Source organism: Vreelandella arcis (assembly GCF_900103865.1).
Lineage (GTDB): Bacteria > Pseudomonadota > Gammaproteobacteria > Pseudomonadales > Halomonadaceae > Vreelandella > Vreelandella arcis.
Genome location: NZ_FNII01000007.1, coordinates 156,442 through 178,421 on the forward strand (window position 1 = coordinate 156,442; position 21,980 = coordinate 178,421).

The following is a 21,980-nucleotide window of genomic DNA, read 5'->3' on the forward strand; positions in this document are numbered from 1 at the left end:
CACTACTGATGTTGCTGCCTGCCGAGCATAAAACCATGCTCTTCGAACGCTTCAGACCAAACCACGCAGCGGTTACGGCCGCTGCGTTTGGCGTGATAAAGCGCTTCATCAGCGAGTCGAAGGAGCTTATGTGGGTCATGAGTGTGGTCGGGGTAAGTGGCGATGCCGCAAGACAGCGTGACTCTTCTGAGTGGTATTCCTTGGTGGACACAGGCGCATTGGGCAACTGAGGCTAACAACGAATTGGCGCTGGACTCGGCTGTTTTGGCAGAGGAACCCGGGAGGAGGGCCACAAATTCTTCTCCCCCAATTCTGCAGACTATTCCCAAATCCATGAAGTGTTGAGTGAGTACAGAGGCCATTTTAACCAGTACGGCATCGCCTGCATCGTGGCCAAAGTAATCGTTGATGTCTTTGAAATGATCCAGATCCAGCATCAGGAGCGACAGCTGGCTGCCATGCTGTTGCGCCCGGCGACATTCGTGATCGAAGACCGTGTTGAAATGGCGACGATTATGGAGCCCGGTGAGCGGGTCTTCAAACGACAGGCCCTCTAGCTCTCGGACGAGCTGGTCGAGTTCAGCGGTACGTGTGGCCACTTGCTGTTCGAGAGTATCGTTCGCCATGGCCAGTTGCTGCTGAGTGCGCCGATAGTGCCACAGAAAAATCGCCGCAATCGCCAGGGAAAAGGCCAAACTACCGTAGCTTAACGGCACCGTGCGCCAAGCCACAAAGCCATGGGCGACGACCATATCGGCCAGTAACAGCGGGGCATAAAAGGTGAAGCTCAGCACCAGCAGGCGCTGTTCAAGGTTGAGCCGTCGGAAGCGGAACAGGGCGAGCAGCAACATGATCGGCATGGTCACGGCCAGCAGCACATCAAAGATGGGGAAGGTATTCGAAAGGCTGATAACCCCCAACTGCACAAGCCCAATGGCAATCGCCAAGTAGGCCAAGTGCAGCGCCCACAGCCGGGTAATCCAGCGTCTTGCCGTGCCTTCAAGCCAATGACTGAGCAGCATCCCCAGCGCGATTGGCAGGGTGTAATAACTGCCCGCTCTCAGCGTATCCCAGGCAAGCGCGCCGTCGGCGATCAGCTGCCGGGCGGGCGCTTCGGCCAGCAGCATAAGCCCAGAGGCATAGGCGAAGAGGGCGATGGCCATGAAGCCTCGCCGCTCCTGCCCGATAAGGGCGAAAATCGTCGCCAGGATCGCAAGTACCAGCACTAACGCGCTTATGCCAAGGTCCTGGGCCGAGTCATGGATAACTTGCTTGAGCACCTCAATGCGCTCCATCACCTGCACTTCGCCCCAAAGGCCAATGCTGGTGTAGTGGGAGTAGAGGCGGAACGTGAGCGTCTGGCCGGCCGCGTCGTCAGGCAGGTCAATCATGTGCCAGGGCCAGCCCGCAAAATCGCCACGCCCCTGTTCGTCAAATTCACCGTACTGGTAAATCAGTTCGTCGCCGAGGAACGCCTGGCTAATTAAATTGATACTGGTGATATAGAGAACGGGGTCGTTCCATTCGCCGTCAGGCAAGGTGGTACGTAACCACAGGTGCTGATGCCCCTCACGCCCTGGCGGGTTGGACGGCGACGTCACCGACTGCCAGTCACTGGTGTCACTGTCCAGCCATTGGGGCGCGCCGTTGGCATCGAGAGGTGAGTCCCCCCAGCGGTATTCCCAGCTATCCAGCGGATGAGGCGGGGCCTCCGCGTGCACGGCTCCCGACATCACCATCAGCAGCGCGAAGGCGATGAAAACGAGAGTGCGATGGCGTATGGCGAACCCACAGGGCAACATGGTGAGCGTCCTCATCAGCTGTTAGCGGTCATTCTACTCATCAATGCAGCCACTGGGATTATCAACGGCGTGAATGCGGTGTGAGGCCCATGCGCTTGAGCCACTATCAGTTTAACCAAAAACCTCGCCCAGGCGATGATGTTTACTTCAACGCAGGGTTGGTTTGTTAGCCACCAGGCCAATAACAAAGCCGGGCCCATTGGGCCCGGCTTAAAGCTAGAGAAAAGCGATGGGAAATCAATTAATTAGTTACCACTGGCGGCGCCGCCGACGATACCGCTCTGGAAGCCGCTGTCGCGACTGCCGTTGCGGTTTTTAAGGTGGCTGGCCACGGTGTCTTCCGGTGAGCCAGCCATTTCGCGGAACATGCCCATTGAGCCCAGCAGGGCAGACGACTCGTAGGGGACGAAGACCCGTTCACCGTCTTTGGCCATGTTGGGCAGTCCCTTGATGTAGCTTTGGCCGAGCAGGTAGCCCACTACGGTGCGCTTGTTCTCTTCGCTATCGCCAATCGCGCTGAGCACCAGTTTGATCGACTCCTGTTCACCTTGAGCGCGCAGAATCGCCGACTCTTTATCGCCTTCGGCGTTAAGGATGGACGATTCCCGCTGGCCCTGGGCCATGGCGATGGCGGCGGATTTCTCGCCTTCCGCCTCGGTGACGGTGGCGCGCCGCTTACGCTCAGCGGCCATCTGCAGGCGCATGGCGGACTCGACCTCGTCCGGCATGGCGATATCCTGCACCTCAACGCGGGAGATCTTGATGCCCCACTTGGAGGCCGGTTCTTCCATGGCGGCCTGGATTTCGTTGTTCACTTCCGCGCGGGATTCAAACAGTTTGTCCAACTCCATCTTGCCGACCACCGAACGCAGCGTGGTCTTGGCCAGCACTTCCACCGCTTGGCTCATGTTCTCGACTTCGTAGACCGCCCGCTTGGGGTCGATGATTTGGTAGTACAACGCGCCATTGATGCGCACGGTGACGTTATCGGTGGTCACCACCGGCTGACCAGGGAAATCCATCACCGTTTCGCGGCGATCGATACGGGTCTCGTCGGTGGTAAGCGCCGTGTAGTCATCGCCTACCTTGCGATAGCGAAGCATCGTGATGGCACGCGGTTGTTCGATAAACGGCACGATGATGTTGATGCCGCTTTCCAGCACGCGATGAAACGAGCCGAGTCGCTCGATGACCATCACCTCTGATTGGCGAACGATCACCAGGCCTTTCGAAATGATCAGTATGCCGATGACGACAATGATCAGGCTGATCAATAAGCCGGGGCTAATGGGTAAATCCATTTTTAAGGTTCCTTGTGTTGGGTCGTATCAGCCGAGGATGCTGTATTGGCTGACGGGAGGAGCTGAACAAGGGCCGTCGTGCCCTCGAAGCGTTTAAATACCACCGGGGTGCCCGGGGGTAATTCGGTCTGGTCACTCTCGATGACGCGCAGGCGATAGAAATCACCGTTGACCTTGATTCCGGTGGCATCATCGAAGTCGCGTTTTAACGTGGTGTAGTGGTTGCCTTTTTCCACGCCGGTGCCGGTGGTGCCGTAAGAAACGCCCTTGGGCGAAAAGCGTGGGCGAATCACCATCACCCCCAGTGGCACCAGCACCCCGGCAAATACTCCCATGCTGATCAACTGCCAAGGCAGAGTGAGACCAAGCGCCGCTACCGCTGCCGTCAGCGCCGCGGCGACCCCCAGGGCGAGCAATAGCATCGCGCCGGAGGTCAGCTCCGCCAAGCTGAGCAGCAGGGCGAGTACAAGCCAGCTATAAGCGGGGTTCCAGTCCATGCGTGCTCCGTTCCATAAAGGTTCATAACGCCAGCGTAACCTAATGGCTGGTCACACGCCTATCATTAGCGTACAGGTCGTTTTCTTCGTGTTAGTTTCGAAAGCGAATTACGATCTTATCTACCCAAACAATGGCGAATACAAAGGAGAAGCGCGTGTCGGGCGTGGTCTACTGGTTGGATATGGCGGGGGTTATTGTGTTTGCGCTGTCGGGGGTGATTTTGGCGTGCCGATCGCGTATGGATCCCATAGGAATGCTTGTGTTGGCGGCGGTGACCGGCATTGGCGGCGGTACACTGCGCGATTTAGTGCTGGGTGTCAGGCCGGTGTTCTGGGTAACTGATCCGACCTATTTATGGGTGATCTTAGCCACGGTGAGCGTGTCGCTGGTGGGGTTTCACTATATCCACCGCTTGTCGCGGGGGTTTTTGCCGGTGGCCGATGCGTTTGGGCTGGCGATTTTTACCGTGATTGGTACCCATAAAGCGCTGCTGCTGGGAAGCCCGGGCGTGGTCGCGGTACTGATGGGCATGATGACCGGTGTGGCGGGGGGTATGATCCGTGATGTATTGGCCCAGCGAGTGCCGATGGTACTGCGCGAAGAGGTATACGCCACGGCGGCAATGGCCGGGGGAATCGTTTACGTGGCCCTGCATGTCCTGAATGCACCGCTTGCCGTTAGCATTGCCGCGTCGCTGAGCGTGACGCTAGGGGTGCGCTTGGCGGCCATTCATTGGCACCTGGCGTTGCCGGTGTTTGCCTGGGTAAGCGTGCCGCGCAAAACAGCCGACGAGACAGCAGAGCCGCTGTCTACGCCGCAAAAAGCCAAGGAGCGGGTTAGGATGATTCGCCGGGAGCGAAAGCAACGCTAGGGCCTGGGGTAGCGGTTCGCTTCCCGCCAGCGCTCAAACCAGCGGCGCGGCTGAAACAGCCGCAACATTGGCTCACGATCCTGCAACTCAACCCCCAAGCCTAGCCGGCCCAAACGCGCATAAAGTGCGCCGTTAGCGCTCTGATCAGCCAGCGTGAGGTCGGCCAACAGCAGCAGCGGCCCGCCGCTCAACTGCAGGTCATAGAGAGCCAACTGACTGTCGTTTAGGCCAAGCTGGGCGCTGCCCGCGATATCGCGCACGCTGAGTAGCCGCCCCAACCAATCACTTTCCCGGGCGCGGGCCAGAAATAATCGCGCGAGTAAGCCGCTATCGCGAAGACGCAGCCCTAAGCTGGCATTAAGGTTGACGGGCGTCTCCCAGGTGAGCGTGGCCTCGTTCATATCCAACTGCGCCCACCAGCCCGCATCGCTAGTCGCCTCGCCGCCCAACCTTAAGACATTGTCCAGACGCAGAAAGGAGTCGTTGGCGACAAAACGCATGGCGTCCAGATCGCCTTCGCTGAGTTCAAGCTGCATGTGGATGTCGCCGCGCAGCCGCTGCTCTAGCAGTGCAAGCTCGGTGCCGAACGCCCTGAACGTCACGTCGCCTTCACCTTGCATACCGCGTAAAACAAGCTCGCTGGATAAACTCGCCTGGCCGTCCAGCAGCCTGACCCCAGCCCCTTCGGGCAAGTAGGCGTTATAGCGGGTAATGTCCGGCACATCGATGATCGGCAAGCTAATCCGGGTGGTGAAGAGCTCGGGCTGCGGGTCTTCGATGACGGCGGAAAAGGCATCGGTCGTGGTGGTGAGAGCCAGATGGCGGCCTTCCACATGGGGGCTGTCATCGCCCTGGCGGGCCAGCGAAAAGTGCGGGATGCCCAGGGAGAGCAGCGCCCGCTCGGCACTGTCCAACTGCGCGGTCAGCTCGCCACGCCCGCTGGCGCGGTAATCCAGAAAATCAACGCGCAGTGGATTGGCCACCACGCGAAGCCGGGTGGGCGCGGTCAGTCGGTCAGCCTTGAAGCCGCCCTGGGCCGACAGCTGCCCCTCACCGTCGAGGGCAAGCCCATGGGCATCGGGCAGAAAAGCGTTGAGAAAGCCCAGGTGCTGGACGCTGCCGGACAACGCGAACTGGCCACTTGGTTGGCCATTTTCGCGTTGAAAACGGCCTTCTTGGAGCGTTAGCGAGCTTGTCAGCGTGCTGTCATGACGCGCTTGCCGGGAGGCGTCGCTCACCTGCCACTCAAGGCGGCTGCCGCTGACGTCTAACGTGCTGGCATCCATCGCTGCCTGGTTGATGGTCAGGTCGAGCTGCATGTCGCTGGTGAGGCGGTGGGCGTTATTACCGGTTGACCAGTCGGTTACCCAGCGGCTGCCGGCGAGGGTGGCGTCGCCGCTCAGCTGGTCGGGCGTCAGGAGAAGCAGGCCTTGGCTACGCGCCTGGCCGCTGATCAGTCGCAGCGGCGCTGCATCGGGCAGGAAGGCGTCCACATAGCGTTGCAGCTCGCCAATGTCGGGCAGCGTCGCGTCCTCCCAGCGTAATGAACCCGTGGCATGACGGCGCGCGGCGTCAGGATCCAGCGGGCTGTTGGCGGTCAGCGTCAGCGAAGCGTCGGCCAGCAGGGGGCGGTCGTTGTGCTGCAGTCTTGCCTGGGTCAGGTTGAGCGTGGCGGCGAACGTCTCTGGTGTGGGCAAGTAGGCGTGAAGGGTGCCTTTCCCTTCCGCGGTAAAGGCCATTGCGCTAGCGCGCAGTGCATTTGCGGTGACGGTCACGTCTGCAGTATCTACGCGATTATCAGACAGCGTCATATCGACGGCGATCCGGCCATCACCGGCAAGGTTAATACCGCCGTCTAACTGGTCGGCGGCGGCCCGCTCAAGGTAGCGCTCCAGCATATCCAGCCGGCGTACCCGACCGTGCAGGCTGATGGCGGCTGAACCCGGCGCTTCGAGTTGATCGACGCGCTGGTTGTCGAGCACTGTGCTGAAATCAAGATGGGTCTCATCGGCATAGGGGATTGCCTGACGTGTGGTTTGGTGGTCAGCGATGACGACGTTTTCAAGCGTTGCGTCAAGGGTTAGCGTGTCGGGCGCGTCGGAGGGGACGCGCAACGCTATAACGCCATCTCCCTGGGCATTGTGTACCGGCGGCTGCTGCTCAGGACGCTGCCAGCTCGCTTCTTGTTGCTGCCCCAGGTAGGCTTCGTCGACCCGCAGGGCAAGCGCGGGGGCCGAGAGGGTCAACTGGCTGTTCGGTTGAAGATAGCCTTGCTCAAGGCGGATCTCGCCGTGTAGATCACCGCGGCCGTTGAGCGCCAGCCAGGGCAGGTCGCTAAGGTAGGGCATAAATACATCCCAGGCATCGGCATGGGCGCTTAGCGTAGCGTTGGCAGTGAGGGCTGAGACAAGGTCGGGGTTTAGCGTTCCTTCGGCGGTGGTCGGCGAAATACTGTCAAGCGTGGCGCTGGCGTCCAACTGGATATCACGGGCCAGGGTGGCGTCGTCCTGTTCGCGCATTAGCCGACCCTCTGTTAAGCGTAAATGCGCTTGGGGAATGGCCAGGGTGTCGCGGCTGAGGGTGGTGTTGCTGATGTTAAAACGCCCTTCACCCTGAAGGGTGATATCGCCAAGCTGCAGTTCACGGATGCCCTCGGCGTCCAGCGCGACAATGTGAATGTCGCCGCGCAACAAGGCCATTAACGAAAGTTCCAGCGTGGCGCGGTCTGCGTTGAGCGTCAGATTGAGGGCGCCGTCATCGCGACTTAGCGCTAACCCCTCGACCTCCCAACGACCCGGATGACGACTACTGCCCTGTTCCCAGCGGATATCCACACCGGGGGCTTGTGACAGCCGCTCGGGGAGCCATTGACTGTTGAGCAGCCAGTAGCTCCCCGCCAGCCAAATGAGCATAAGGCCGAACGCAATGCCCAAGATAATGACGAGCCAACGCGGTATGCGTCGCTGGTTGGCGAGGGCATGCGCTGGGTCTTTGGTGTCTGGCGGTCGCGATGGCATAAATCGATCCTTGAAGATGACTCCTGCTAGTCCATGTTTTATGGCATTATGCGCGACGTAAGCCCGCAATCGACTTTTGATTTCAACGCTAAGCAGACAGCCAACGTCATGTTCCAGGAATTTTACACGCAGCGCGGAGAGTATGTAGTTATCTCCGCTGAGCAGGCCAGCCACTTCGCCAAGGGTGTGGCGGGTGACTACAACCCGATTCATAATCCGGATGCGCGGCGTTTTTGCGTGCCGGGGGATCTTCTCTTTGCGCTGGTGTTGGCAAAGTTTGGTTTGTCTCGGCACATGGAGTTTCGTTTCACCAATATGGTGGGCGCCGATACGCCGCTGGTGTTCAGCGAAGCGGATAATGGCGAGCTACAGGTATGCGATGAAGGCGGTAAATGCTATTTGCAGGTCGTGCGGTGGGGTGAGTGGACCTACGATGCCTCGGTGATCGAGGCGTTTGCCCGCTGTTATGTGGCGTTTTCGGGCAAGAATTTCCCTCACTACCTGACACCGCTAATGGAGCAGCACGGCGTGATGTTTAACCCCAAGCGCCCGCTGGTGATTTACGACAGCATGGGGTTTTCGCTCGAGCGGTTAGACGGCGTATCGCCTGGACTAACGCTTAGCCACTCGTCGTTGGATGTGCAAGGTAAACGCGCCGATGCGCTGTTGGAATTTGCCATTCAATCCGAGGGTGAGCCGGTCGGTGTGGGCTCGAAAAAGCTCGTGGTCAGTGGGCTTTGCCCCTATGACGCGGATGAAATGGCGGCAATTGTGGATGAATTTTATCGACTTAAAGCCGCCTACCTGGCGTCGGTTGATTAAGCGAGCAAGCCAAGTGCGACGTTAGTGGAAGTGGCTGCCCTCAACGCTTAGTGTGCGGTACGCTTAGCCTCACTGACTTGAAGCAGGGAATTACCCTGCTAAACCCAAATGAGGCGCTGCATGAACCGACGCAAACTGTTAACACTCGCCGTTGCCGCCAGCTCACTGGCCGTGGTTTCTCTCAATGCTCAGGCCCGTGACTTCCGCTTGGGCTTGATTACGCCTGCCCAGCACCTGTGGTCGACCGAGGCGGAAGCCTTTGCGGAGACGCTCCACGAGCGCTCAGACGGCGAACATAGCGTGTCGGTATTTCCTGCGCAGCAGCTCGGTAATGAAGCGCAGATGGTTCAGCAGCTGCAAAGCGGTGCGCTGGACATGGCCTTTCTGACCATTGCCGAAATTTCCAACCGGATACCTGATTTTGGCGCGCTCTATGCGCCTTATCTGGTCGACGACGTCAACCACGCCGCGCGGCTATTACGTTCAGATGCCGCCGGCGAGCTACTCGACCTGATGCCGCAAGGCGTCGGGTTGGTGGGCGTTGGCTACGGCATGGTGGGCATGCGCCAAGTGCTCAGCCGAGACCCCATTGAGAGCGCTGACGACTTGCAAGGCCAGCGCCTGCGCATTACGCCGTTTGAGCCGATCCGCGATTTCTACACCGCAGCCGGTGCCGCCCCGGCGCCGATGCCGCTGCTCGAAGTCTACGACGCGCTGGCCAACGGCCAGGTCGACGCCATCGATATGGACTTCGACTCCATTTTGATCCTCAAATTCTACGAGCAAGCCGAAAACCTGCTGATTTCCAACCACATGATGTTCCCCATGGTGGGCGTGGTATCCGGGCGCGTATGGCGCGAGCTTTCCGATGAGGATCGCGAGCTGATCGATACCACCATGGCCGAGCACCTGGAAAATGTGCTGGTGGGCTTTGAGGAAAAAGACGCCGCGCAGGAAGAAGAGATTCGCGCTATGGATATCAATATTGTTGAGGCGGACGCTGAGTTTTTCGCCGAGGCGATTGCCGAGTGGGAAGACATCTGGGCACCCAAGGCGCCAATGTTAGATACCTTGCGCGCAGAAGCCGAACGCCTGCGCGAGTAAGCCGCTGGCAAAAGATTTCACGACCATTCACAAGAGTCATCCGCCCTCATGCTGCAACGCCTTTCTTCGGGGCTTGCCCGTGGAGAAGAAATCGCCGCCGCTGCGTTAGCCGCGGCGGTGACGTGCTTAATCCTGACCAATATTGCGTTTCGCGTCTTGGGTAGCCCGCTCTATTGGGTAAGCGAGCTGGCCATTTACGCGATGATTTGGATGACCTTTCTGATTGCCGGCGCGGTTTTCAAGCGTCGCCAAGGCGTCGCGGTGACCTTGCTAAGCGACCTGCTGCCGCGCACCGGCCGTAAACTGGTGGGCCTATGGGTTGATGCCATGGTGTTGCTGTTTGCGGTATTGCTTGTGTGGCTTTGCTGGCGTTGGTATCAGCCGCTTACGCTTGCTCAGATGGGGTTTGATACCGGCGCCTTTCAGGGGCAAACCTTCAATTTTATATACGCTGAGAACACGTCCACCTTAGGCATAAAAAAGTTCTGGGTGTGGTTAATTGTGCCCTGGTTTGCGCTTTCGCTGAGCCTGCACGGGCTTGCTAATCTTTGGCAGTCGGTGCGCCAGTGGCGAGACCCCGCCGAAGAACCGAACACCGAGAGGTTATAATGATACGGGCGGTGCGCTTATGACCATTGCGGTCTTTTTACTGCTTTTGCTGGGGGCCGTGCCCATTTCCCTGGTGCTGGCGCTTACCGCCATGTGGTACATCCAGGCATCCGACAATACGGTGCTGTTCGACTCCTATCCTCAGCAGCTGTTTAGCGCGATTGAAAGCTACGGTCTGCTGGCGATACCGCTATTTATGCTGGCGGGAGAGTTGATGAACGAAGGCGGCCTTACCCGGCGCTTGATTGCCCTGGCGCGTATTTTGGTGGGCGGCTTTCGGGGCGGGCTTGCCTATATCAACCTGGTCGCCAATATGATGATGGCGGCGATTATCGGCTCGGCTGCCTCGCAAATCGCGATTATGTCTCGCGCCATGGTGCCGGCCATGGAGCAGGAAGGCTACGACAAACCGTATAGTGCTGCGATCACCGCCGCGGGCGGGCTGCTGTCGCCGATTATTCCGCCCTCAATGCTGTTCGTGCTGTTTGGGGTGATGGCGCAAGTGCCGATTGCCGAGATGTTTATTGCCGGGCTTTTGCCGGGGTTACTCTTGGGGGCGAGTTTTTTCATCGTGATTGCCCTGGTGGGGCTGATTCAGCAATACCCTAAAGGCCAGTGGCCCAGCCGCCGCCAGGCAATGCACGATGCGCTGTGGGGGCTACCCGCGCTGTCGATTCCGGTGATTATTATCGGCGGCATTTTATGGGGCATCGCCACGCCCACCGAGTCGGCGGCGTTGGCCTCATTGGCGGCGTTACTTATGGGCCGTTTTGTGTATGGCGACCTGCGCTTGGGTCAAATGCCGCAGGTGCTCAAGCGCACGGCCGTCAACGCCGGGTTGGTCATCATGTTGATTGCCGCCGCCGGGGTGTTCGGCTGGGTGGTGATTTACGAGCAGCTGCCGCAAATGGCCGCCGAGTGGATTGCGGCCCTCACCGCTGATCCGTTTGTCTTTTTGCTGATGGTGATTGGCGCACTGCTGCTGGTGGGGATGGTGATTGACGGCATTGCCGCGCTGATTTTGGTGGTGCCGATTCTGATGCCCATCGCCGAAAACCAGTTTGCGATTAGCCCCTATCAGTTTGGCGTAGTGGTGTGCTTAACGCTGGTGATGGGGCTGTTAACGCCGCCCGTGGGGGCGGGGCTGTTCATCGCTTCTTCGATGACCGGCGCGCCACCGCTGAAAATCTTCCGCGCGCTGCTGCCCTTTCTGCTGGCAACGCTGGTGACTCTGGTGTTGCTCGCGTGGCTGCCGTGGTTAACCAACGGGTTAATCCAGCGTTAATTCGCTTGGCGGCCAGTTTTAAGCGGCGCCACCCGTCAGCGGCATCACATCCACTTCGACGTCCAACTGATGGTCGCCGCCGCCATTCATGACGCCTTTTAGCGGCGCCACATCGGCGTAGTCGCGCCCCCAACCCAGTACCGGGTGCTGCTCGCCGGCTACTGTGCCATTGGTCGGATCCAACGCCAGCCAGCCCCAGTCCGGAATCCAGGTGGCCAACCAGGCATGGGAGGCATCTGCGCCAATTAGACGTGGCTGGCCGGGAGGCGGCTGGGTTTCCAGGTAGCCGCTGACGTAACGCGCCGCTAATCCTACCGAGCGCAGCGCGCCAATGGCGAGGTGGGCGAAGTCTTGGCATACGCCTCGCTGATGGGCGAGGACGTCGCTTAGTGGCGTGGCCAGGGTCGTGACACTGGGATCGTACTCGAAGGTATGGTAAATCAGTTGATTAAGGGCCAAGGCGGCTTCCACCAGCGGTCTGCCCGGAGTAAAGCAGCGGCGGGCAAACGTCGCCAGTTCGTCGTTGCGACGAATAAACGGTGAATCCAGGCGGTAAAGCTGCGTATCAAAACGGCTATCGTTATCCAACTGCTGGGCCACGCTTTCCCACGCCGCTGAATTGACAGGCAGCGGGCTCAGCGGCTGAGTGTGGAGCGGGGTGACCACCGTGACCTCCAAGGTTTGGTGGATCTCTTCCAAGGCGAAGTAAAGTACCCGATTACCGAAGACATCGCGCCGCTCGGCTTGAACCTGCGGCACGGGACTGATGGTAAGTGCTGACGCCCCGCACTGTTGATGCGGGGTCTTGCGGGGTAGCACACGCGCTTCGCTGTGGCACAGGGTTACCGGCGCATCATAGTGGTAGCGAGTGGTGTGCCGCAGGGTGTAGTTCATGACTCGGGATCCATGCTGACCAACTGGCGTGGCCGCTCTACATGGCTAAAGTGGCTATGGCTAAGCGCTTCCGACAGCCCGCTCAGCGGTTCGATCAGCGCATCCAGCAGTTGGCCTAACGCGTCCTGTGCGTCGGGGGTATCGGCGAGGTGGCTCAAGCGCTCGATATCGGCTAGGTGGAGCGCTGCGTTGGCCTGAATCAACAGCCGTCGCTCGGCGTTGCGATACGGCGAGGCGCTGCCGGGTAGCCGGTCTATTTGCCGTTCCAGTCGCTTGAGCATGTAGCCCACCGAGCGAGGATTGGTTTCGTCAAATAGCAGCAGGTCGAGAATTGCTTCCGGGTGCAGCTCGCTACGGTAACGCCGGCGGTAGGCGGTGAAATTATCGGTGGTGGCAAGCACCACTTCCCAGAGGGCCAGACCCGGAGAGAGGGGCGCATTGAGGGTGAGTTTGAGTAACGCGAGTAAGCCTAATAGGCGGTCTAAAAAGCGTCCAATATCCATAAACCGCCAGCCGTAGTGGTGGGGCATGGTTTCGTTGCATAACCCGAAGAAGGCGGCCACTTGGGCGGAAATATCCTCGCAGGCACGCCGAGCAGCGCTGGTATCCAGGCGTGGGCTGAAGGTGCTTACCCGCTGGCGCAGTTGGTGTAGCACCCGCCAGGCGTCGTCCCCCAGGTGGTCGCGAATACTACGGGCGTTGCCCAGCAACTGGGAAAATAGCGACGGCAGCGCTTGAGGGGTCGACGCATCAAACTGGGCCAGCAATGCAGTGCGTTTTTGGCTAAAGCCGACGAGAGGCGTCTTGATGCGCTCGCCATCGTTATTCTGGGTACTGATATCAAGGGCTAACAGCAGCTCATCCAATAGCCGGTCGGCTATTTCGTCCTGGTCGTATTCCATCAGTCGTAATAATGCTTCACGCAGCAGGCGCGAGCGGGCGTCCAGACGTTCGCCATAGCGACCCAGCCAAAACAGACTCTCGGCCACGCGGCTGGGCAAGTCGGTTCCATCCCGCGTGGCCACCGCCGGGCCTCGCGCTTGGCGTAGCTGGCTAACGTGGGGCTGGGGGGTGTTGGCGGTTATCCAGACGTCTTTAACCACCGGACTTTTCAACGAAGGCGACCCTGGGGCGCCGACCCAAGCCAAGCCTCCCGGCATGACATGATAGTGGCTGGGCAGATGGCCAGGCGTTGTAACGCTGCCCGGCGTGCGGGAAACAAAGCAGCGCAGGTTCAGCGCTGTTGGGGTTAAACGCTGCATTTGGCGATCGAACACCGGTGCGGTGGCTGGCGTCGTACTCGCCGTGGCGTTGGGCAGCAGCAGCGTTTCGCCGAGCAAGTGTTCGCACAGGGCCGGCAGGTAATCGGCCAGGGCAGGGGTTTCCAGCACGCCGACGCCCAGTGCGTTTGAAAGTGCCACGCCGCTGGCGCGGCTGGCCTGAAGTAGCCCAGGCACGCCCAGTTGTGAATCACCCTTGAGTTCCAGCGGGTCGCAATAGGCATCGTCACAGTGGCGCAGCGCGACGTCCACAGCCTGCAAACCGCCCAGCGTACGCAGCCAAAGCTGGCTATCGCGCACCACCAAATCCTGGCCTTCAGCGAGGTTGATATTCAGATAGTTGGCCAGGTAAGCGTGCTCAACGTAACGGGGGCTGCCGGGCCCAGGCGTAAGCAGCACGACGTATGGGTTATCGCGATGCTGGTAGGCGAGGGATGTCAGCGTGCGATGGTACTTATCTAAAAAGCCCGCCAGCCGCTTTAACGGCGCGTTGCGATACATCTCGGGTAGGGCGCGGGCCATCAAAATACGGTTTTCCAAGGCAAAGCCGGTGCCGGCGGGCGCTTGTAAACGATCTCCCAAGACGCGCCATTGCCCCTTGGTATCCTGCATCACGTCGATACCGTGAAAATTAATCGCGGATCGGTCGCTGGGTTTTGCGTCGTGGCAGGGCAGCAAAAAGTGCGGCGATGCCAACAGCGTTTGCGTGGGCAACAGGCCTGCATCAAAGAGCGTGCGAGCACCGTAGATATCGTCGAACAGGGCGTTAAATAAACGGCTTCGCTGGATCATGCCAGCCTCAAGCGCCTGCCATTCGGCTTGATCGATTACCCAGGGCAGCGGATCAAGCCGCCACGAACGCCCTTGGGTCTCGTCGTGCCTATTGAAGATAACGCCGTTTTCCGCCAGCAGCCGTTGTATTTCTTCATGCCGCCGTTGGCGGCCGTCTGTCCCCAGGGCCTCTAGCCCGCTGATTAGGGCCTGCCAGCCCGGGCGCAACTGGCCGTGGCGATCGAGCATCGCATCAAAGGTGCCGGGCTGTCCCTCGCCTAGCTGGTTCAAGTAATCCTCAACGAGCCCGGCTGTGCCGAGTTCATGCAGTGAAGCAGAGACAGAGACCGACATAGTGCTTATTGTCCTAAGCAAAAAAGGCGCGAATTATCCCGCAGCCGGCGCCGTGAGGAAAGCATTAGCGTGGGCTCCAACGCAGATCCAGCGTATTGGGCAGCTCTTGGCTGGGCATTTCAACGGCTGGCGCCTGAAAACCATGGCGGTGACCGCCTTCGATAAACCTGCCCAAGCGCCGGGCTTCCGCCTCAAAGGCGTTAACCGGAAAAGTATCAAAATTACGTCCGGTTGGGTGCACCACATGGTACGTGCAACCGGCCACCGAGCGTTGGTTCCAGGTGTCGATGACATCAAACACGAGGGGCGCGTGGATGGGGATTTGCGGGTGCAGCGCCGAAGGGGGCTGCCATGCTCGGTAGCGCACACCGGCCACCGCTTCGCCGTTGCGGGCGGTGGCCGAAAGCGGAACCCGGCGACCGTTGCAGGTAACCACGTAGCGGTCGCCGCTCATACCATTGACTTTGACTTCAAGGCGTTCAACCGAGGAGTCGACATAACGCGCTGTGCCCCCCGCACTGGTTTCTTCGCCAAGCACGTGCCATGGCTCGATCGCCTGACGAAGTTCAATGTTCAGCATGGGCGTGTGCAGTCGCCCGTGGAGCGGAAAGCGGAATTCAAGAAAGGGTGCAAACCAGTCAAGCGCAAAATCAAAGCCGTGGTAGCGCAGGTCGCTCAACACATCGCTTAGGTCTTCCCAAAGGTAGTGGGGCAGCATCCAACGATCCTGCAGAGCGCTGCCCCAGCGAACCGGTTTGGCGCGGTAGGGCGTTTTCCAGCAGCGGGCCACCAGCGCGCGAATCAGCAGCATCTGCATCAGGCCCATGCGCGCATGGGGCGGCATCTCAAAGCCGCGCAGCTCGAGCAGCCCTAGGCGGCCGCTGTCGCTGTCCGGCGAATAGAGCTTGTCGATACAGAATTCGGCGCGGTGGGTGTTGCCGGTTAAGTCGGTGAGCAGATGGCGCAGCAGTCGATCCACCAGCCAGGGTTGTACGACCTCGCCTTGAGGCATTTGTTGAAGGGCAATTTCCAACTCATAAAGCGCCTCGTGGCGGGCTTCATCAACCCGCGGTGCCTGACTGGTGGGGCCGATGAAAAGGCCTGAAAACAGGTACGACAGGCTGGGGTGGTGCTGCCAGTAGGTGACCAGGCTCGCCAGCAGGTCCGGGCGGCGCAGGAACGGCGAATCCTCCGGCGTCACGCCGCCGAGGGTGACGTGGTTACCGCCGCCGGTGCCGGTGTGGCGACCGTCGAGCATGAATTTCTCAGTACCCAGGCGCGCCTCACGCGCTTCGTCATACAGCCGTTCGGTTTGTGCGACCAAGGTTTGCCAGCTAGCCGCCGGCATGATGTTGACCTCAATCACGCCGGGGTCGGGGGTGATCATGAACCTTTCCAGGCGCGGGTCGCGGGGCGGGGCATAGCCTTCAATCATCACCGGACAGGCCAGCTCGCGGGCGCACTCTTCAACGCTGCTGAGCAGATCCAGGTAATGCTCTAACTGGGTGAGGGGTGGCAGAAATACGTGCAAGCGGCCATCGCGAGGCTCGACGCAAAGACTGGTGTGGATCACTTTAGGAGCGCGCTCATCACCGGCGTTGGGCTGTGCAGCCTGTCGCCTGGCGACTTCGCCATGAATGTCGCCAATGTCGGGGCGTGGCGCAAACAGCGATTGGGGTTTCGGTTGCTCGTCGGGGTCTGCCCAAGGCAGTGACGAAAGGGGCAGGCGCAGTCCCATGGGCGAATCGCCGGGGACTAAAAAAAGCTGCTCGCGCTTGAGTGGCCAGTGCCCGCTTTCCCAGCGGTGCGACTGGACGATGGAGTGGCGAAGCGGCAGCGCATAGCCGACGACGGAGCCTAAATCCTGCTCAAGTAGCCGGGCCAGACGGCGACGCTCGGCGTCATCATTTAAATTGACATCGCGTGGGTCAAGGCCCACGGGCAGCGATTGCTCTTGCCATAAGTAGTAGTAGGCGTCTTCAAATGCCGGGATCCACTGGTGCTGCGCCACGCCCAGGTGCTCGCCAAGTGCGTGGGTAAAGCGCTGGGCCATGGCGTCGTCGGCGACTACCTTCGGCGCACCTTCCATGCAGGCAAGCCAATTGGGGTCGCGCCACAGCGGCACGCCATCCTTGCGCCAGTAACAGGCCAGCGACCAGCGGGGCAGGGGCTCACCGGGGTACCATTTGCCTTGCTGCTGTTGAATCACGCTGCCCGGCGCATAGGCCGCCTGTAGGCGCGTTAGCAGCACCTCGGCGCGCTCGCGTTTATGCTCGCCCAGGGCATCGGTGTTCCACTCGGGGCTTTCCATATCGTCGATGGAAACGAAAGTAGGCTCGCCCCCCATGGTCAGGCGCACATCGTGCTGATTGAGCTCGCTATCCACTTGGTCGCCGAGCGTTAAAATCTGCTGCCACTGGTCGTCGCTGTAAGGTTTGGTGACACGCGGGTCTTCATGAATACGCTCGACGCGCATTTCGACGTCAAAAGTGACCTCGCATTTTTCTGAAGACCCAGTGATGGCGGCGGCGCTCCCAGTGGTCGGCGTGGCGGCCAGCGGGATATGCCCTTCGCCGGCAAACAGGCCCGAGGTGGGGTCAAGGCCTACCCAGCCTGCGCCGGGGAGAAACACTTCCGTCCAGGCGTGCAGGTCGGTGAAATCCACCTCGGTGCCGCTTGGGCCATCCAGCGCTTTTACATCCGGGGTGAGCTGGATCAAATAGCCGGACACAAAGCGCGCCGCCAACCCCAAATGGCGCAGAATCTGCACCATCAGCCAGGCGCTGTCGCGGCAGGAGCCGCAGCCCAGGGTCAGTGTTTCCTCGCAGCTTTGCACGCCGGGCTCCATGCGCACCAGGTAGCTGATGTCGTGCTGGATCCGTTGGTTGATGGCGACCAAGAAATCGACGCTGGTGGTCGGCTCCATGGGCACCGCTTTGAGCCATTCCATCAAGCGCGGCCCGGCCTCGGTGACCTCAAGATATGGCCCTAGTTCTTTGCGCAACTCGCCGGGGTAGGTAAACGGAATTGCCTGGGCGATGTCGTCGAGGAAGAAATCAAACGGGTTAATCACCGTCATTGGGGCGATGAGTTCAACGGCAATGGTGAGTTCACGCCGCGGTTCGGGAAATACGATACGCGCATTGAAGTTACCGAATGGATCCTGCTGCCAGTTTACGAAGTGGTCATCGCCGGAGATGTTGAGCGAGTAGGCGTCGATTTGAGTGCGACAGTGGGGGGCAGGTCGAAGGCGAACGACATGGGGCGATAAACGTACCGGTCGGTCAAAGTGGTAGGTCGTGTGGTGGTACAAGGCAACGCGAATGGTCATAAGCCAGCCTCAAAAAGCCGATATCGACCGACAGCCGGTCAAAGGTGAAACATTACTCGCAAGTATCGTTCCAGTTTTACTTTTTTGCAGCTGTCATCGTTATTAGGCCGTTTAAGTCGGGTGTAAGAGTCTTTTTGCACCATAAAGAGTTGTTCTTTGCCCCCTTGAGGGGCATTTTTTACCCACAATAGGTTAATTAATCTTAGGCTTCGGCGAGGAAAGGAATCGAACGTTGAAAAAACGCTAGAGATGGTACGCATTTTGCTGGGTTTGTTTATTCGTTTTGCGCGCGGCCAGCCTAAACTCATTAGTAGTTAGGCAGCCGCCGACCTTCCCCAGCGCGAGGAGAGCGCCCATGAGCCAAGTGAATTGGAATAACTATGCGTGCAGCGATTATTACGATGAACTGTTGGCGGCTCCCGGCAAACCCCGCGCTTCGGCGGGAGAGCTTTGCAGTATGTTTGCGCGGTTCAACGCTGATGAGTTAGCCGAGCGTAAAACGGCCGCGGAAATCGCCATTCGCACCATGGGCATCACTTTTACCGTGTATTCCGAAGGGGCCATGATTGATCGCGCCTGGCCGTTTGATATTGTGCCAAGAATCATCCCGGCCACTGAGTGGCGCAAAACCGAGGCCGGTTTAAAACAACGCGTCCAAGCGCTTAATTTATTTATTGACGATCTTTACCACGAGCAAAAGGTGGTGAAAGACAAGGTACTGCCCGCTGAGGTGCTCGCCCAATCGGTTAACTTCCGCCCCCAATGCGTGGGCATTAATCCTCCCCACGGCGTCTGGGCACATATTTGTGGTTCGGATCTGGTGCGCGGTGGTGATGGCACGCTTTATGTGCTGGAGGACAACCTGCGCATTCCCTCCGGTGTTTCCTACATGCTTGAAAACCGTAACGTGACCAAGCGGGTTCTACCGGAGCTGTTTGCCACCGGCAAAATCCTTCCTGTGGACGATTACGTAGCCCAGCTATACGACATGTTGGCAGCCATGTCGCCGCGTCCCGGAGATGACCCACAGGTAGTGGTGCTTACCCCCGGCATCTACAACTCTGCCTATTTCGAACACGCCTACCTGGCTCAGCAAATGGGCGTTGAGCTCGTTCAAGGCAGCGACTTGCTGGTGGACGATGACGACGTGGTGTATATGCGCACTGTTGAGGGGTTACGGCGTGTCGATGTGATTTATCGCCGGGTCGACGACGAGTTTCTAGACCCCGAAGCGTTTAACCCCGACTCGATGTTGGGAGCGGCGGGGTTAATGCGCGCCTGGCGGTCGGGTAACGTTGCGTTAGCCAATGCGCCGGGGGCCGGGGTCGCCGACGATAAAGTGGTTTATGCCTTTGTCCCCGAGTTAATTCGCTACTATCTGGACGAAGAGCCGCTGCTGCCCAACGTGCCCAGTTACCTGTGCATGTTTGAGGACGATCGACAATATGTGCTGGAGCATTTGGACGAATTGGTCGTAAAACCGGCTAACGAGTCGGGCGGCTACGGCATGCTGATTGGGCCTCGCTCCACCAAAGAAACTCGTGATGAATTTGCCCGCTTGATCAAGGCCAATCCACGCAACTATATGGCCCAGCCTACGCTTGCGCTATCGACCACACCCACCCTGTCCAACGGTTTACCCCAGCCACGCCACGTTGATCTCCGGCCGTTTATTCTTTCCGGCCCTGAAACCCACGTGACTACCGGTGGCTTAACCCGCGTGGCGCTGGTGGAGGGCTCGCTGGTGGTCAATTCTTCCCAGGGAGGCGGCAGTAAAGACACCTGGATTGTTGAAACCGATGAGCCTGCGGCGGCTGCCGTTGAGTAGACAGGAGTCTAGCCCATGCTGTCACGCGTAGCAGAAAACCTCTATTGGATGGCACGTTATATCGAACGGGCCGAAGATACCGCACGGCTTTTGAGTGTGAATAGCCACCTGATGCTCGACCTGCCTCACCATTTGCCTCTGGGGTGGGGGCCGCTGATTGAAATGACCGGCACGCTTGAAGCGTTCAATGAGCGCCATGGCAATTTTGACGAGCGCAGCGTGGTGCATTTTTTGTGTGCTGATGCACAAAATGGCAGCTCGATATTGGCCGCTTTGGCCAGCGCCCGCGAAAACCTGCGTACCACCCGCGACGTGGTGCCCAGAGAGATCTGGGAAGAGGTCAATCAGTTGTATCTTAACGTGGCCGATCACGCCGAAAACGGCGTTAGCCCCCGCCGTCGGGATGCATTTTTGAAGAGCGTTATCCGTGGTTGCCAAACCTTGACCGGCTTAATCGAAGGCACGCTAAGCCATAGCCCGGCTCGTACGTTCATTGAGTTAGGCCGTCAGTTGGAACGAGCCGATATGACCACGCGCATTGTCGATGTGCGCTCGGCGAGCTTGCTACCGCAAAACCCGGAAGAGCTACTGCCGTTTGAAAACCTGCAGTGGATGAGCGTGCTGAAATCGCTCACGGCCTATCAAATGTATCGCCAGCAGGTGCGGCTGCGGGTACGCGGGCCGGATGTGCTGCGCTTTTTGCTTCAAGACCCTAACCTGCCGCGCTCTATCGCCTGTAGCTTGGAAACCCTCGGGCATGAGTTACAGCTCCTGCCCAGGCAGGATCGCGTAGCCGCCACCGTCTCGCTGGTACGGGCGGATGTCGTCGACGCCGATATTCAGGCTTTGGCCCATTCACCGAGCAAATTGCATGCCTTTGTCGATGAGCTACAGATCGGTTTCGCGGCGATTCACGACACGCTCAACACGACCTATTTTGTCAGCGGCGACAACGTACCCCATGTGACGCAGCGGCAAACACAAAGCCATGCAGGCGATCAGGATAATGATGATTAAGGGAGACTAGGTTAGGCGTTGGCGTTTTCAATCAAGGTGTGAATATACGCCAGCTTATCGCGCACTGCTGGGGCGATCGCCCTTGGTGCCAGATCCAATAGCCCCATCTCGCGGTTAAGTTCATTGACCGCCATGCCTACTTGATGGAAAGCACGCAACATATCGTCCAGTGAGCCATCGTGCTCGGCGCGGGAAAGCCCCATGTGCAGCGCGGTATCCAGCACCGCGACCATGTCCAAGTAAAACGCGAAGGTTTCGGCAAAATCCTCCCACGGATGCATGGTGGCGTAGGCGGAAATAAAGCGCATCGACCAGTCATTGGGTGCACCGTGATGATAGTACTGCTCTAACGCCTCGGCATAGGTGGGTGAGGTATGGTCGCCAAAAACCTGGCGGCAGGCCTGCTCATCGCGCTCTTTAACGAGTAAATCCCAATAGTAATGGCCAATTTCATGGCGGAAGTGGCCGATTAACGTTCGGTGGGACTCGTTCATGTCCACCCGCAACCGCTCGCGCTCAACATCGTCGGCTTCTTTTACGTTGATGGTGATATGACCGTTCGTGTGACCGGTATATACCTTCTCTTGGCTGGCGGTAGAGCGCCACAATCCCTGGTCAGGCAGGGCGTCGGCCATAAACGAAAAGCTTAACGGGACGCGGATGTTGTCCCCGTGGGTGCCGTGGGGCAGCGCCAGTAGATCAAGCGTATAAAATAGCCGACGTTTAGCCGCTTCAAGCGCAGCCCAACGCTCACGATTCCCGTTAATCGTTAAGTCCGGAATCATGGCGTTATAGCGGCAGCAGTCGCATAGCGTGTCGGCATAGCCGTCGTTCATCACCACCATGCGGTTGCAAACGTTACTTAATACATAGTTCTGGCATTTCATTAATGCGCTACCGCAGCTCGGGTGAGTGCAGCGGTAACCGCCCTTGGGTAGCGGTTCTAGTGCGACGATATGAGTGCAGACCGGGCACCAGCCCACCTCAGACTGGCAGGCAAGGCAGTGTGTGTTTTCAAAAAACAACGGGTTGCCGCAGCGACAGCTAAAGGTCTGCATAGAACCTCCTTGTGGGGGCATCACGTCGCGGACCATGGAGTCCGTTCACTGGCTTGGACGTATTTTTTAAGCATAGCGAGGCGCTGGCGTCTATGGAAAGGCTAATTGACGCCGTGGGAGAGATTCTGTTTACTCATG

16 protein-coding genes are annotated in these 21,980 nt (G+C 59.0%); 8 read left to right on the top strand and 8 right to left on the bottom strand.

The genetic code is table 11. The features are described from left to right. Positions 1-2: 2 nt before the first annotated feature. Positions 3-1,721 carry a diguanylate cyclase gene (locus BLR97_RS10195; RefSeq protein ID WP_244511281.1) on the bottom strand — a complete coding sequence of 573 codons (1,719 nt, stop codon included), beginning with the start codon at positions 1,719-1,721 and terminating at the stop codon, positions 3-5. On the opposite strand from BLR97_RS10195, the gene BLR97_RS19945 reads away from it, so the two are divergent. Next, positions 1,716-1,886 (top strand): hypothetical protein, encoded by a 171-nt coding sequence (locus tag BLR97_RS19945; protein WP_244511282.1) that lies wholly within the window; start codon positions 1,716-1,718, stop codon positions 1,884-1,886. The genes BLR97_RS10195 and BLR97_RS19945 overlap by 6 nt on opposite strands. A gap of 161 nt (positions 1,887-2,047) precedes the next feature. On the opposite strand, the gene BLR97_RS10200 is transcribed toward BLR97_RS19945, so the two are convergent. Further along, positions 2,048-3,103, bottom strand: a complete 1,056-nt coding sequence (locus BLR97_RS10200) for an SPFH domain-containing protein (RefSeq protein WP_089705868.1) — start codon at positions 3,101-3,103, stop codon at positions 2,048-2,050. A gap of 2 nt (positions 3,104-3,105) precedes the next feature. Next, entirely contained in the window at positions 3,106-3,600 is a 495-nt protein-coding gene (locus BLR97_RS10205; RefSeq protein WP_089705871.1) for an NfeD family protein, read from the bottom strand. 155 nt (positions 3,601-3,755) lie between these two features. Between BLR97_RS10205 and BLR97_RS10210 the strand changes: the two genes are divergently transcribed. After that, a complete protein-coding gene (locus BLR97_RS10210) occupies positions 3,756-4,472 on the top strand; it encodes a trimeric intracellular cation channel family protein (protein WP_089705873.1) in 717 nt (238 codons plus the stop codon). On the opposite strand, the gene BLR97_RS10215 is transcribed toward BLR97_RS10210, so the two are convergent. Next, a complete protein-coding gene (locus tag BLR97_RS10215) occupies positions 4,469-7,489 on the bottom strand; it encodes an AsmA family protein (RefSeq protein ID WP_089705875.1) in 3,021 nt (1,006 codons plus the stop codon). The two genes, BLR97_RS10210 and BLR97_RS10215, sit on opposite strands and share 4 nt — an antisense overlap. Before the next feature lie 108 nt (positions 7,490-7,597). Between BLR97_RS10215 and BLR97_RS10220 the strand changes: the two genes are divergently transcribed. From BLR97_RS10220 to BLR97_RS10235, 4 genes are all read left to right on the top strand, one after another. After that, positions 7,598-8,311 carry a DUF3581 family protein gene (locus BLR97_RS10220; RefSeq protein WP_089706174.1) on the top strand — a complete coding sequence of 238 codons (714 nt, stop codon included), beginning with the start codon at positions 7,598-7,600 and terminating at the stop codon, positions 8,309-8,311. 120 nt (positions 8,312-8,431) lie between these two features. Further along, complete coding sequence (locus tag BLR97_RS10225; protein WP_089705878.1) at positions 8,432-9,415, top strand: TRAP transporter substrate-binding protein; 984 nt, start codon at positions 8,432-8,434, stop codon at positions 9,413-9,415. Between the two features lie 48 nt (positions 9,416-9,463). Further along, positions 9,464-10,024 (top strand): TRAP transporter small permease, encoded by a 561-nt coding sequence (locus BLR97_RS10230; RefSeq protein ID WP_089705881.1) that lies wholly within the window; start codon positions 9,464-9,466, stop codon positions 10,022-10,024. Between the two features lie 19 nt (positions 10,025-10,043). Continuing rightward, entirely contained in the window at positions 10,044-11,309 is a 1,266-nt protein-coding gene (locus tag BLR97_RS10235) for a TRAP transporter large permease (RefSeq protein ID WP_089705884.1), read from the top strand. A gap of 18 nt (positions 11,310-11,327) precedes the next feature. On the opposite strand, the gene BLR97_RS10240 is transcribed toward BLR97_RS10235, so the two are convergent. The 3 genes from BLR97_RS10240 to BLR97_RS10250 all read right to left on the bottom strand — a co-directional run bounded on the left by BLR97_RS10240 (position 11,328) and on the right by BLR97_RS10250 (position 17,939). Next, positions 11,328-12,203: a transglutaminase family protein gene (locus BLR97_RS10240; RefSeq protein ID WP_089705887.1), complete on the bottom strand. Its 876-nt coding sequence runs from the start codon at positions 12,201-12,203 to the stop codon at positions 11,328-11,330. Next, the gene (locus BLR97_RS10245) at positions 12,200-14,608 is read right to left on the bottom strand and encodes a circularly permuted type 2 ATP-grasp protein (protein ID WP_089705890.1); all 2,409 of its coding nucleotides are present in this window, start codon (positions 14,606-14,608) and stop codon (positions 12,200-12,202) included. The genes BLR97_RS10240 and BLR97_RS10245 overlap by 4 nt, the downstream gene beginning before the upstream one ends. 64 nt (positions 14,609-14,672) lie before the next feature. Then, the gene (locus tag BLR97_RS10250; RefSeq protein ID WP_089705893.1) at positions 14,673-17,939 is read right to left on the bottom strand and encodes a transglutaminase family protein; all 3,267 of its coding nucleotides are present in this window, start codon (positions 17,937-17,939) and stop codon (positions 14,673-14,675) included. A 355-nt stretch (positions 17,940-18,294) separates the two neighbouring features. Between BLR97_RS10250 and BLR97_RS10255 the strand changes: the two genes are divergently transcribed. Both BLR97_RS10255 and BLR97_RS10260 read left to right on the top strand, forming a co-directional pair. Then, positions 18,295-19,767, top strand: coding sequence for a circularly permuted type 2 ATP-grasp protein (locus BLR97_RS10255; RefSeq protein ID WP_089705896.1), 1,473 nt, complete (start codon positions 18,295-18,297; stop codon positions 19,765-19,767). A gap of 15 nt (positions 19,768-19,782) precedes the next feature. Continuing rightward, entirely contained in the window at positions 19,783-20,784 is a 1,002-nt protein-coding gene (locus tag BLR97_RS10260) for an alpha-E domain-containing protein (RefSeq protein WP_089705899.1), read from the top strand. Between the two features lie 11 nt (positions 20,785-20,795). Here BLR97_RS10260 and BLR97_RS10265 read toward each other — a convergent pair whose 3' ends face one another. Then, positions 20,796-21,842, bottom strand: a complete 1,047-nt coding sequence (locus BLR97_RS10265; protein ID WP_089705902.1) for a zinc-binding metallopeptidase family protein — start codon at positions 21,840-21,842, stop codon at positions 20,796-20,798. Between the last annotated feature and the right edge of the window lie 138 nt (positions 21,843-21,980).

What these genes read in the sequence shown, in the direction of transcription:
- BLR97_RS10200 (WP_089705868.1), bottom strand. Translation starts at nt 3,103, where the DNA reads ATGGATTTACCCATTAGCCCCGGCTTATTGATCAGCCTGATCATTGTC.
- BLR97_RS10205 (WP_089705871.1), bottom strand. Translation starts at nt 3,600, where the DNA reads ATGGACTGGAACCCCGCTTATAGCTGGCTTGTACTCGCCCTGCTGCTC.
- BLR97_RS10215 (WP_089705875.1), bottom strand. Translation starts at nt 7,489, where the DNA reads ATGCCATCGCGACCGCCAGACACCAAAGACCCAGCGCATGCCCTCGCC.
- BLR97_RS10220 (WP_089706174.1), top strand. Translation starts at nt 7,598, where the DNA reads ATGTTCCAGGAATTTTACACGCAGCGCGGAGAGTATGTAGTTATCTCC.
- BLR97_RS10225 (WP_089705878.1), top strand. Translation starts at nt 8,432, where the DNA reads ATGAACCGACGCAAACTGTTAACACTCGCCGTTGCCGCCAGCTCACTG.
- BLR97_RS10230 (WP_089705881.1), top strand. Translation starts at nt 9,464, where the DNA reads ATGCTGCAACGCCTTTCTTCGGGGCTTGCCCGTGGAGAAGAAATCGCC.
- BLR97_RS10235 (WP_089705884.1), top strand. Translation starts at nt 10,044, where the DNA reads ATGACCATTGCGGTCTTTTTACTGCTTTTGCTGGGGGCCGTGCCCATT.
- BLR97_RS10240 (WP_089705887.1), bottom strand. Translation starts at nt 12,203, where the DNA reads ATGAACTACACCCTGCGGCACACCACTCGCTACCACTATGATGCGCCG.
- BLR97_RS10245 (WP_089705890.1), bottom strand. Translation starts at nt 14,608, where the DNA reads ATGTCGGTCTCTGTCTCTGCTTCACTGCATGAACTCGGCACAGCCGGG.
- BLR97_RS10250 (WP_089705893.1), bottom strand. Translation starts at nt 17,939, where the DNA reads ATGACCATTCGCGTTGCCTTGTACCACCACACGACCTACCACTTTGAC.
- BLR97_RS10255 (WP_089705896.1), top strand. Translation starts at nt 18,295, where the DNA reads ATGAGCCAAGTGAATTGGAATAACTATGCGTGCAGCGATTATTACGAT.
- BLR97_RS10260 (WP_089705899.1), top strand. Translation starts at nt 19,783, where the DNA reads ATGCTGTCACGCGTAGCAGAAAACCTCTATTGGATGGCACGTTATATC.
- BLR97_RS10265 (WP_089705902.1), bottom strand. Translation starts at nt 21,842, where the DNA reads ATGCAGACCTTTAGCTGTCGCTGCGGCAACCCGTTGTTTTTTGAAAAC.